The organism is Megasphaera lornae (assembly GCF_000214495.1).
GTDB classification, from domain to species: Bacteria; Bacillota; Negativicutes; order Veillonellales; family Megasphaeraceae; genus Megasphaera; species Megasphaera lornae.
In genome coordinates this window covers 1-12,043 of sequence record NZ_AFIJ01000027.1, presented here as the reverse complement: position 1 = coordinate 12,043, position 12,043 = coordinate 1, and the positions used below count along the sequence as shown (strand labels likewise).

Genomic DNA, 12,043 nt, shown 5'->3' with positions numbered 1-12,043 from the left:
TGCGGGGCCTGTCCTACGGTCCGACCGGAACGCAATCCAAGTGCCTGTAAAAAGCGCCGGAACCGTTTTCCCGACAAGACGTCGCGTCCCGACCGTCTTCTCCCCGGTACGTACAAAAAAAAAGCGCGCCGTATACCGGCCGCCAAAGGAGGTGAAACGATGCATACGCAACAAGTAAACGCCAAAATGAAGGTCATTATGAATCGTGACGGCAAATCCCGTACATTCACCATGAGCAAACTTCGCAACGGTGCCGAGGCCGCCAACGTGTACACAGCGGCCAAAGCGGTGAGCGCCTTGCAAAAAGGCGACCTGGCCGCCGTGCACATGGTAGTGGACACGAAAATCGAAGCGTAAATCATGACGCCTACAGGAAAGGAGGTGAAACCATGGAAGAAAAAACCGTAACCACCCTGGCCCTGTCCTTTGTGACGGAACAGGGAAAAATCGCGCGCTACAGCCTGCGCGAACCGAAAGACGGCTTGTCCCGCGCCGACGTGGACGCCGGCGTAAACGCCCTGTTGGCGGCCGATGTGTTCGCCATCGGTGAGGACCGCTTCCGGGCCTTGAAAGATGCGGCCGTTGTCCAACGCAGCGTACGCAAGTTGACGACCCCCGACGCGCACTAAAAAAACAACAAAAGACAGGTTCCTGCCGCCACGAGCCTGTCTTTTTTTGCCGTCCCCCGACGCGCTCGGTTATTGAGGGCCGGCGGCGGATTCTTTCGTCTCTTCCGGTACGATTTCCGCCTTCGACACCCCTTTCAGGGCCAATAATTTGCCGATAATATCGCTTTCCTGCAACCGACCGATATAGGAAATACGCACCGTAAATTCCGCCAGCGGTCCTTCTTCGCCCGATAAGGCCTGAAACGATTCTACATTAATTTTTTCTTCCGCAAAAAAGGCCGTCATACGGCGCGACTGACCGACCGTATTTTTCATGGCCACTTGCAAAATGTAGTACTTGCGACACCGTTCCGTCAACAGCGTATCCACCCGTATAAACACGGTTAGGACCAAAAAGATCAACACCGTCGCCACAATGGCCACCGCTAAATACCCGGCGCCGGTCACCAAGCCGACCGCCGCCACGACCCAAATTGTCGCGGCCGTAGTCAGGCCCTGCACATTGCGGGCTTTTTGATTGGCCAGAATCGTCCCGGCGCCCAAAAAGCCGACGCCCGAAACGACTTGCGCCGCAATGCGTTCCGGGTCGGAATTGTGATACCCGTAGCCGAAGTAATAGCTCATGGCCACATTGACGGACACAATCATACATAAGCAGGACCCGATACACACCAAGGTATGGGTACGCAACCCGGCCGATTTGTTTTGCGCCTGTCGTTCGTAACCGATGACGGCGCCCAATACCAGGGCGATACATAACCGAATAATGCTTTCTTCCGTCGTAATCATACGCAGCTCTCCCTTCCTCCGCATTGCTTTTATTATACGCTTTACGGAAAAGAAGGGAAATAGCCCGCCGCCGATTCGGCAATTTTATTTTCCTTCCCTTCCCAAACTATGGTATTATAGTCATGCATTATACTGCAGTATCGGTACAGGAACAGGAGTGCTTACATTGGATACATTATTACACCTTATGGAATCCTACGGGTATGTTTCGCTGTTTGTGGCGATGGCCGCGGAAAACGCCAACATTCCCGTGCCCAGCGAAGTCATTTTGGGCTTTGCCGGATTTCTTATTTCGCAACACGTGTTCACCTTTTGGACGGCTTTTTTCATTGCCTGCGCCGGCGGCATTGCCGGGTCCGTCATCAGTTACGGCCTCGGCTTGTACGGCGGGCGGCCGTTATTATTGAAGTACGGTAAGTATATTTTTTTCAACGAAAAAAAATTCGCGCTGGCCGAGCGGTTGTTCGCCAAATACGGCGGCATCGCCGTCGTGGTCGGCCGTTGTCTGCCCGGCATACGTACCTTTATTTCCTTCCCTGCCGGCGTGGCGCGGTATCCGTTCGGAAAATTTGTCTTCTTTTCCGTCATCGGGACCATTCCGTGGACGTTATTGTTAGTATGGGCCGGTTCGCTCTTGGGCTCTCACTGGCACAATCTCGTACAATATAATCATCTCTTCGTGCTGATTGTGGTCCTGCTTTGTCTCGCGGCGGGTGTCATCTTCCTCATCAAACGGGGGCTGCCGCCGGCGTGGTCGCGGTTTTTATATGCCCATCGCTACAGTCTCTCGCTGGCCGTGTTCAGCGCCGTCATTTTCTTTTCTTTTTTAGGCGCCTTTCCCTTAACGGATCCGGATGAGCCGGTATACGGCGAAACGGCCCGTGAAATGCTGGCCGCGAAAGACTGGCTTTCGCCGCGTATTTTCGGCATGTTTTGGTATGATAAACCGCCCTTGTTTTATTGGCTGGAAATGCTGTCGTATCGCCTCTTCGGCATTTCCGACCTGACATCCCGTCTGCCCGGCGCCTGCATGGCGTTCGCCACGGTATTATATGTATATTATCGCGGCAAAAAAATTTTCAACCCCGCCATCGCCTATACGAGCGCCATGATTTTGGCTTCTTCTCTCGGGTTTTGGTATATCGGGCATGCGGCGATTACGGACACGGCGTTAGTATTCACCTTGACTGTCGCCCTGCTCGGCTTTTATGAAAAGCAATATTACCGGGCATATATTTTCTGCGGCTTGGCCGTATTGGCCAAAGGGCCCATAGGCTACGCCTTTCCGGCCCTCATTGTCCTGCTCTACCTGCTGACGATGCGCCGCCTGCGACAATTGCGGGAAATGAAACTGTTCTCGGGTATTCTCCTAGCCCTGCTCGTGGGGCTTCCCTGGTATGTGCTCATGTATCATACCCACGGCGACGCATTTTTACAGACCTTTATCGGCTATCACAATATTACCCGCTTTGCCGCGCCGGAACATCCCGGACGCAACAGTGTGTTCTTTTTTATCCCCGTTCTGGCCGTCGGTTTGCTGCCCTGGAGTGCCGGGTTGATACCGGCCCTGGTGCAGCTGCGAAAACGGGCGGGTGTCTATCGCGATGCCCTGTATTTTTGCGTACTTTGGGCCGCCTTTATTTTTATCTTTTTCTCCCTCTCCAAGACCCAGTTGGTCACGTATATCGCTCCCATGTTCCCGCCGTGCGCCCTCCTGTTGGGATGGTTTTTCCGGGACCGCTTCGACGCCGGTAAACGCTCGCTGAGCACGATTCTTTCGGCGCTCCTTCCGGGGCTGCTCCTATTGGGGGCCAATGCCTTCCCCCTGCACGGCGCCGATGTCGTCTTTCGTCCGGCCCTGCACGTCATCGCCACCCTGCTCGGCAGTACCCTCCTGCTTGCCGCCCTGCTTTGGCTGCGACCGGCCCGTGCCAAAGCGGCCTTCGCCCTGACCGTCTGCGGCATGTTGGCGCTGGCACTGGCGGTCAACGGCCTGCTCATGCCGCCCCTGGCGACAACCTTGACGTCCGCCCCGCTGGCCCGTTATGTCCGACCGCCGGCCCAACCGGGAACCGAAATATATATAGAAAAATTTCTGCATCCCGGCGTAACCTTCTATAGCGGCGTGTACGGCAAAGAGTGGAAAACGCCGGCCGATTTGCCGCTATCGGCCATACAACGGCAACCGCAACGTGTCTATATTGTGCTGCGCAAAACGACGTGGCGTACATTGTGCCGCACCCGCAACGAGGCTGCCCGATTCCGCATTGTGCAGGAAACGGCGACGCAGCTTATTGTCACCAATCACTGAAGGAGTCCGCTATGCATACTCGTATAAAATTATTACTCTTGGGACTGGTCTGCTTCCTGTTCTTTATCATCGGCAATGCGTCCCTGCCCGTAACCGATCCGGTCGAAGCCAATTACGCCTTGACGGCCAAAGAAATGCTCCGGCACGGTGATTGGCTTTCGCCGCAAATTTACGGGCTGTATTGGTACGATAAACCGATTTTTATTTATTGGTTGTTATATCTCTCTTACAGTCTTTTCGGCATTACCGATTTTGCCGCCCGTCTTCCCGGCGCCTTCTTCGGCGCCGCGACGGTCGTCTTGGGGGCCTGGTACCTGCATCGGCAGTCCGGACGTTGGCGGCCGGCCTTACTCCTGGCCGCACTCTTGAGCACGTCGCTGGAATGTTGGTTCATCAGCCATTCGATTATTACGGACCAGCCTTTATTTTTCTTTATGTGCGGCACGTTGCTGTGTGCCTATATCGCCCTGACGGAAGGCCGCAAAGGATACATGACGGGCGCCTATGTGCTGGCTGCCGGAGCCGTCCTGACCAAAGGGCCCGTCGGCCTGGTGTTACCGGGCATCTTCCTGCTCGTCTTTTGCCTTTGTCAACGCAACCGCGTGTACTTGCGACGGCTGTTTACGTGGCAAGGCATCCTGCTCTTTTTGCTCCTCGGCGGCGCCTGGTATGTGCCGATGTATCTCGTGCACGGGCAGGATTTTATTAACGGCTTTTTGCTGTTTAACAATGTCACCCGCGCCACCGTTTCGGAACATCCCGAATATAATGTGTGGTACTATTATTTTCTGCTCGTACCGCTGAGTCTGCTGCCTTGGAGCGGCCCCTGTTTCTACGGCTGGTGGCGGGAACGCGGTCGCCGGGACGCACCGGTCTATGCTACCGTCTGGATCGTGGGAACAGTGCTGTTTTATACGGCCATGGCGACCAAATATCCCACCTATTCCTACCTTGCCGATATGCCCCTGCTCCTCTTCGGGGCCCGGGCCCTGGATCGCCTCATGGACCGGGGTCGGGAAAAAGCGTGGTTCTGCCTCACCGTACCGACCGCCATTTTTTGGCTGGCCTTGGCCATAGCGGCACAAACCTATCATCCCCGCACTTTCGCCCTGCCGTCCTTACATACGTTTACGGTCTTCTTAGTAATAATGACCGTCCTGCTGGGAATAGGACAGGCCAAAAAAGCCTTTCCCGCGCTGCCGTATTTGGTAACCGCCGGCACGGTCGTCATGTATATTCTGCTGATCCGGCAAGTATGTGTGCCGTTTTATACGTATCGTTCCGCCGTTACCCTCACGCCCTGCGTGAGTCGCATCCAAGGCGACCTCTATTTCTTTCACACCTATCCCACCTCTTTTGTGTACTATACGGGCCATCCGGCGACCTGCCTGATCCCGCAGGATACCCCGGCCTCTCCCGGGCGCCGGGCCGTATGGAATAAAAAATATGTGTATCCCAAAGAAACGGAATCGTCCCTGCTGGCCCGCTTGCGTCGCAAGCACTCCGTATCCATTCTGGTGCCGGCCTCCCGGGACGACGTCTTTAAACGTTCCGCGCTCTATCCGCAGTTTTCGCATGCCGAAACCTTCGGCAACTACACCTTATATACGACTTGATAGGAGGTTCTCATGACCCTTACTGCCTGGCTTGATCGGTTACAACAGTATACCGGCGACCGCACCTTTAATCCGTGGCGTATGTACGATCCCCGCTGCGATATAGGCCCGGAAGCGCCGCGCATTCGTCGCGAACAATTAGCGTCCTATTTGGAAAGCCGCCTGCCCCGGGCATCGTATTTGCTCATTGCCGAAGCCGCCGGCTATCAGGGCTGCCGGTTCAGCGGCATTGCCCTCACGTGCGAACGCATGCTCTTGGGCGCCCATCCCCGCGTGCGGCCGGAAATGATTCTGCCCCGTCCCGGGCGCCGCACCAGTCTGCCGACGAGCGCTTTTCTTACGAATGACGCCCAACGCCGGGCGGGCCTGAATGAACCTACCGATACCTATGTCTGGGGCGCCATCGCCGACAGCGGCCTGCCGCCGTATGAGGTTATCCTGTGGAACATGTTTCCCTTTCATCCGTACGGGGACACTCCCTTTTCCAATCGTACGCCGACCGGCGCGGAATTGCGGGCGGGCCTGCAGTTTACCGAAGCGCTGCTGGCCCTCTTCCCGTCCCCTCCCGTCATCGCCGCCATCGGCAAAAAAGCGGCCGCCGCCTTGGCAACCGCAGGTATCCCGGCCCGATCGCTGCGTCATCCCGCCAACGGCGGCGGCGCCGTATTTCGCCGCCAGTTTGCCCGCCGGCTGCAGGAAGAAAGGGACGGACATTTATGATTTTAAATATGTATGCATTTTTTCTTTATGTTTTTATTTGTATACAATATATTTATAAAATAATATTGTTTTTCCCGTATAGTTTGTATATAATGAAATACATACACTACCGGACCCGTTTTCAGGTATATGGATGCGGGTTCTTTTATTATAGTATAAGGGGGATTCGTTATGTATAATAAACTGCGCGACTTGCCGCAACCGCAGGGATTGTATGATCCCGCCTATGAGCATGATGCCTGCGGTATCGGCTTCGTAGCCCACATAAAAGGCAAGGCTTCCTATGATATTATAGACGACGCCTTGACCATTTTAGAAAATTTGAAACACCGCGGTGCCGAAGGTGCCGATGCCCAAAGCGGCGACGGTGCCGGCATTCTGGTACAGATTCCGCACCGCTTTTTCCGACGGGAATGTCGGGTGCTGGGATTTTCCCTGCCGCCGGCCGGCGAATACGGCGTCGGCATGATCTTCGCCCATCGCTACGAACAGTTTCGCCGCCGACAACAGGAGCATTTTGCCCGCATCGTTCACCGGGAAGGCTTATCCATTCTGGGGTGGCGCGATGTCCCGGTGGACGAAAGTCTGATCGGCAGCATTGCCAAAACCATTCGGCCCCATTTTTTACAAGTATTCATAAAAAAGCCGGACAACATTCCGGCCGGTATGGATTTTGAACGAAAATTATACATTATTCGCAAACTGGCGGAAAAAGAAATCATTCCGGAAAGTCAACAGGCCGGGACGGATTTTTATATTGCCGGCCTTTCTTCCCGAACCATCGTCTATAAAGGCATGTTGACGTCCGTCCAATTGCGTCATTTTTATTTGGATTTATCCGACCTGGATTTTACTACCGCCATGGCGCTGGTTCATTCCCGGTTCAGCACCAACACCTTTCCCAGTTGGGCGCGGGCGCATCCGAATCGGTATATTGTACATAACGGGGAAATTAATACGGTCCGGGGCAACATCAGCTGGTTAAATGCCCGGGAAGGCAAGGCCAAATCGCCGTTTTTCCCCAACTTGGAAAAAGTCTTTCCCGTCGTCGACGATACGGGAAGCGATTCGTCCATGTTCGATAACTGTCTGGAATACTTATATATGACCGGCCATTCGCTCCCGCAGGCGATGATGATGATGATTCCCGAACCGTGGGAACATAACAGCTTAATGACCAAAGAAAAACAGGATTTTTATCGCTATCATAATTTCATGTTGGAACCGTGGGACGGGCCCGCCGCCATCGGCTTTTGTGACGGCATCGTCATCGGCGGCATGTTGGACCGGAACGGCCTGCGCCCGGGACGGTATTATGTGACCAAAGATGATCGCGTCATTGCCAGCTCCGAAGTCGGCGTCGTGCCCGTAGATCCTGCCAATATTGTTTGCAAAGGGCGCCTGGAACCGGGCAAAATGCTCCTGGTCGATACGCAGCAACAGCGCATTATCAGTGATGATGAAATAAAACATCAAATCGCCGGAGAACATCCTTATGCCGAATGGTATAACAAGCATATTACGCCCCTGGATTCCCTGCTGCCCCCACGCACAACCCCGGACGGGGATACGGTAGTGCCGTACGATTTACAGGAACAGGAAAAGATTTTCGGATATACGCAGGAAGATATTCATAAGATTTTACTGCCCATGGCTCGCGACGGACGCCAGCCGATGGACTCTATGGGCATAGATACGGCCTTGCCCATTCTCAGCGAACAGCCGCATTTACTGTATGATTATTTTCAGGAAAATTTTGCCCAAGTCACCAATCCCGCCATTGACGGCGTACGGGAAAAGACCGTCATGTCCTCTTCCATTATGGCCGGCAATGTCGCCAACATTATGGATCCCGATGAACAGGGCACGGCCGCGTTATATTTGAAACGTCCCCTCTTGACCAATGAGGAAATGGCCGTCATAAAATCGTTGCAAACCGCTACCTTGCGTACTGCCGTCATTTCGATTCTCTACCCCGTCAACAGCGGTACGGAAGGCCTGGAAACGGCCTTGGAATCCTTATGTATCGATGCCTTGAAAGCCTTGCGCAAGGGCGCGAATATTATTGTCCTCTCCGACCGCGGCGTCAATTCCCGCATGACCGCCGTGCCGGCGCTGCTGGCTACGGCCGCCCTGCATCATTTTCTCATAAAAAAAGCCGTGCGTTCAGATGTGGGCCTGATTTTGGAATCGGGAGAACCGCGGGAAATTCACCATTTCTGCACGCTCATCGGCTACGGCATTACTGCCGTGAACCCGTATGTCGCCCTGGAAGCGGTCAAAGATTTGGCCAATCATAAAAAATTAGGCGCTCTCCGTCCCGCCGAAGCCCGGGAAAATTATTTACAGGCGGCGACAAACGGCATCTTGTCGGTCATGTCCAAAATGGGGATTTCGACCGTCCAAAGTTATCACGGCGCCCAAATTTTTTCGGCCGTCGGCATCAGTCGCGAAGTGATTGACCGCTATTTTACCGGCACGCCCTCTCCCATAGAAGGCTTGACCCTGACGGAAATTGCCGAAGAAAATGCCTTGCGGCATACGCAGGCGCTGCAACGGGAAGATCGGTTGGAAGCCGGCGATTTTTATCACTATCGCCAAGGGGGACACCCTCATATTCTGCCGCCCGAAACGATTTCCTTATTACAAAAGGCATGTCAAACGAATGACTATGCCCTCTATAAGGAATATGCCCGCCGGGTCAATACGGACGCCTTATTCCGCATTCGCGATCTCTTGTCCTTTGTCTATCCTGCCGGCTGCAGTATTCCCATTGAAGAAGTGGAAACGACCGAACAAATCGTAAGCCGCTTTCATTCCGGCGCCATGAGTTACGGCGCCCTCAGTAAGGAAGCGCACGAATGCGTCGCCGCCGCCATGAATCGTCTGGGCGGCATGAGCAATACCGGCGAAGGCGGCGAAGATGCCGACCGCTTTGCAACGGTAACCAATGACCGCATTAAGCAGGTCGCCTCGGCACGGTTCGGCGTAACCGGCGAATATCTCATTCATGCCGATGAATTACAAATAAAATGTTCCCAAGGGGCCAAACCCGGAGAAGGCGGCCATCTGCCGGGCAATAAAGTCTATCCCGCCATTGCGAAAACGCGACATGCCACAACAGGCGTCGCCCTCATTTCGCCGCCGCCCCATCATGATGTCTATTCGATTGAAGATTTGTCCGAATTGATTTTCGATTTAAAAAATGCCAACCGTCAGGCCGCCATCAGCGTCAAGTTAACATCCGGTTCGGGAATCGGCACCATTGCCGCCGGCGTGGTCAAAGCCAAAGCCGATAAAATTATTATCAGCGGCTACGACGGCGGTACGGGCGCTTCGCCGCGTACGAGTTTACGCCATGCCGGGCTGCCGTGGGAAATCGGCCTGGCCGAAGTGCAGCAAACCTTATTGCTGAATAAACTGCGCGATCGGGTAACCTTGGGCGTAGACGGAAAATTATTGACCGGTCGCGACGTCGCCGTAGCCGCCTTGTTGGGGGCGGAAACCTACGGCTTCAGTACGGCGCCTTTACTGGCCATAGGCTGTCACATGTTGCGCGTGTGCCATCGCAACACCTGTCCTTTCGGCATTTGCACCCAAGATGAACGGTTGCGGAAAAACTTCCGGGGAAAACCGGAATATATTATAAATTTGCTGAAATTTATTGCCCAAGATCTCCGCGAAATTATGGCCCGCCTGGGATTCCGCACTTTAGATGAAATGATCGGGCGGTATGATTGCTTGAAACAAAAAGAGCAGACGCATCATCGGAAAGCGCGTACGGTCAATTTGAAACACTTGCTCTTCCGCCCGTACACGGACAGCCGCACCGGCCATCGTTGTTTAGTACCGCAAAACCATGCCTTGGCGAATACGCTGGATGCCGCCAAACTGATCCGCATGTGTCGGCCGGCCTTGGAACATAAAAAATGTATTCGCGCCAGACTGCGCATAAAAAACACGGACCGCGTAACGGGAACGCTGTTGGGCAGTGAAATTATTCGGAAATACGGGCAACACCACTTGCCGGAAGATACGATCAAGCTGGCCTTTGTCGGTTCCGCCGGGCAAAGTTTCGGCGCCTTTATTCCGCAAGGGCTGACCTTAACCTTGGAAGGCGATGCCAACGACTACGTCGGCAAGGGCTTATGCGGCGGTAAAATCATCGTGTCGCCGCCGGCGACCGCCTCCTTTAAAGCGGCGGACAATATTATTATCGGCAATGTCGCATTTTACGGCGCCACCTCCGGCGAAGCCTATATCGACGGCTGTGCGGGGGAACGGTTCTGCGTCCGCAACAGCGGCATGACCGCCGTGACGGAAGGCGTGGGCAATCACGGCTGTGAATACATGACCGGCGGCACTGTATTGATTTTAGGGCCTACAGGGCGAAATTTCGCCGCCGGCATGTCCGGAGGCGTCGCCTATGTCTATGATTTGGATCCCCATCGCTGCAACCGGGAATTGGTGCATTTACAGGCCGTAACCGCCCCGGAAGAACAGGAAGAATTGCGGCGCTTACTGGAAAAACATGTCCAATATACTCGCAGTGTCCACGGCAAGGCGTTACTGAAAAATTGGAAAACTACACTCTCTCATATTACCAAAGTCATTCCCGCGGCCTATGAAGAAATGCTGCAGCTTATTGCGGCGGCGGAAAAGGCCGGCCATACGGAAGACGAAGCCAAACAGATCGCCTTTACCGAAAAACACGGCAAACCGCCGAAAAATAAGTAACGCAAAAAAAAAAGAGGGTCGTTACACGACCCTCTCTTTTTGTATCTTCTCTACAGTATCTGCAGTTTTCGCCGCACAGTGCGCAACGAAACCAGCCCGATAATATTTAATACGGCCAATGCGCCCATGATTTCTCGGATACGGGCAATATGCCATAATAATCGCCACGATTCATGCGGCAGCCGGGCCGACCATTGCGGAATAAACGAAAAATCGAATAAAACGGCGAATAAAAACAGAATCAGGGCCGCCGTGCCCTGTATCGCTTCCCTTCGTTTCATAGCCTTTTCCTTTCCTGTCCCGATTCTCTTCCTATTGTACCCTATCTTGCGATTTTTGCAACACCGGCACATCCGTATCCGTTTATGTTATCGTGTTCTTTTTCTTGCACCTGCCACATCCGTATTATATACTAACATCAACGAGACCCGCTCGTCGTTCCTATAGTTACCCGTACAGGAGGTTCCTTATGATGCACACCCATTACCAACGAGGCTTTATCTGTTGCGCCGTCGGCGCGATTACATGGGGTCTGAACGGAGCCGTGAGCCAGTTTTTATTCATGCACTACCCCGTAGATCCGGCTTGGCTTTCCGCCATTCGTATGATTTGTGCCGGCTTTTTGCTGCTGTTTTTAATTTTACCGAAAAAACACCGAAAAATCGGCTGCATGCTCCGCGATCCGACAAGTTTGAAAAAACTGATCCTTATGACCGTTTTCGGTCTCATTCTCTGTCAATATTCCTACTTGTCCTCTATTAAATATTCCAATTCCGGTACCGCTACGATTTTACAAACCTTATGCGTCGTCTTTTTATCGCTGTACTTGGCCGTCCGCTTTCGTCGGCGGCCGAAAAATCGGGAATTACTGGCTATCCTCTTAGCCGTGGCCGGCGTGTATTTGGCCGCCACCGACGGCAATCCCGCCTCCATGGTCCTGTCCGGAAAAGGTCTGTTTTGGGGCTTGGCGGCCGCCGTCGGCGCCGTCATTTTCCCGACCCTGTCCCAAGGCTTGGCTTGGCAATGGGAAGCGCCGCCCGTCAATGCCGTAGCTATGATCTTCGGCGGCCTGCTGCTGACCTTCACCTTACGCCTGTGGCGCGCGTTTCCCGTATTGGATCAAGCGGGTTGGACGGCCGTCGCCTTTATCATTATTGTCGGCACGGTCATTTCCTTTTCCTTTTTTATTCAGGGCGTCTGTGATATAGGTCCTTTAAAAGGTACCCTCATGGGTACCTTGG

Annotated in this window: 9 protein-coding genes; 7 read left to right on the top strand and 2 right to left on the bottom strand. The window is 53.8% G+C overall.

Annotation, left to right across the window (positions count from 1 at the left end; all coding sequences use genetic code 11):
- The coding region (locus HMPREF1039_RS08365) for a DUF1659 domain-containing protein (RefSeq protein ID WP_235720030.1) at positions 1 to 357 on the top strand (357 nt) is incomplete at its 5' end.
- Positions 358 to 389: 32 nt separating this feature from the next.
- Positions 390 to 629: a DUF2922 domain-containing protein gene (locus HMPREF1039_RS03900; RefSeq protein WP_007391101.1), complete on the top strand. Its 240-nt coding sequence runs from the start codon at positions 390 to 392 to the stop codon at positions 627 to 629.
- Positions 630 to 698: 69 nt separating this feature from the next.
- Here HMPREF1039_RS03900 and HMPREF1039_RS03895 read toward each other — a convergent pair whose 3' ends face one another.
- On the bottom strand, positions 699 to 1,418 hold the full coding sequence (locus tag HMPREF1039_RS03895; RefSeq protein WP_007391094.1) for an MgtC/SapB family protein: 720 nt from the start codon (positions 1,416 to 1,418) through the stop codon (positions 699 to 701).
- Between the two features lie 166 nt (positions 1,419 to 1,584).
- Between HMPREF1039_RS03895 and HMPREF1039_RS03890 the strand changes: the two genes are divergently transcribed.
- The 4 genes from HMPREF1039_RS03890 (at position 1,585) to gltB (ending at position 10,802) form a co-directional block, all read left to right on the top strand.
- A complete protein-coding gene (locus HMPREF1039_RS03890) occupies positions 1,585 to 3,729 on the top strand; it encodes a VTT domain-containing protein (RefSeq protein ID WP_007391099.1) in 2,145 nt (714 codons plus the stop codon).
- A gap of 11 nt (positions 3,730 to 3,740) precedes the next feature.
- Complete coding sequence (locus tag HMPREF1039_RS03885; RefSeq protein WP_007391102.1) at positions 3,741 to 5,345, top strand: ArnT family glycosyltransferase; 1,605 nt, start codon at positions 3,741 to 3,743, stop codon at positions 5,343 to 5,345.
- Between the two features lie 12 nt (positions 5,346 to 5,357).
- The gene (locus HMPREF1039_RS03880) at positions 5,358 to 6,065 is read left to right on the top strand and encodes a uracil-DNA glycosylase (protein WP_007391097.1); all 708 of its coding nucleotides are present in this window, start codon (positions 5,358 to 5,360) and stop codon (positions 6,063 to 6,065) included.
- A 171-nt stretch (positions 6,066 to 6,236) separates the two neighbouring features.
- Positions 6,237 to 10,802, top strand: coding sequence for a glutamate synthase large subunit (gltB, locus tag HMPREF1039_RS03875; protein ID WP_007391093.1), 4,566 nt, complete (start codon positions 6,237 to 6,239; stop codon positions 10,800 to 10,802).
- 50 nt (positions 10,803 to 10,852) lie between these two features.
- Here gltB and HMPREF1039_RS03870 read toward each other — a convergent pair whose 3' ends face one another.
- The gene (locus HMPREF1039_RS03870) at positions 10,853 to 11,083 is read right to left on the bottom strand and encodes a hypothetical protein (RefSeq protein WP_007391096.1); all 231 of its coding nucleotides are present in this window, start codon (positions 11,081 to 11,083) and stop codon (positions 10,853 to 10,855) included.
- A 188-nt stretch (positions 11,084 to 11,271) separates the two neighbouring features.
- On the opposite strand from HMPREF1039_RS03870, the gene HMPREF1039_RS03865 reads away from it, so the two are divergent.
- Positions 11,272 to 12,043 (top strand): DMT family transporter (locus tag HMPREF1039_RS03865; protein WP_007391098.1); only part of this gene is annotated, 772 nt, incomplete at its 3' end.

What these genes read in the sequence shown, in the direction of transcription:
- HMPREF1039_RS03895 (WP_007391094.1), bottom strand. Translation starts at nt 1,418, where the DNA reads ATGATTACGACGGAAGAAAGCATTATTCGGTTATGTATCGCCCTGGTA.
- HMPREF1039_RS03900 (WP_007391101.1), top strand. Translation starts at nt 390, where the DNA reads ATGGAAGAAAAAACCGTAACCACCCTGGCCCTGTCCTTTGTGACGGAA.
- HMPREF1039_RS03870 (WP_007391096.1), bottom strand. Translation starts at nt 11,083, where the DNA reads ATGAAACGAAGGGAAGCGATACAGGGCACGGCGGCCCTGATTCTGTTT.
- HMPREF1039_RS03885 (WP_007391102.1), top strand. Translation starts at nt 3,741, where the DNA reads ATGCATACTCGTATAAAATTATTACTCTTGGGACTGGTCTGCTTCCTG.
- HMPREF1039_RS03880 (WP_007391097.1), top strand. Translation starts at nt 5,358, where the DNA reads ATGACCCTTACTGCCTGGCTTGATCGGTTACAACAGTATACCGGCGAC.
- gltB (WP_007391093.1), top strand. Translation starts at nt 6,237, where the DNA reads ATGTATAATAAACTGCGCGACTTGCCGCAACCGCAGGGATTGTATGAT.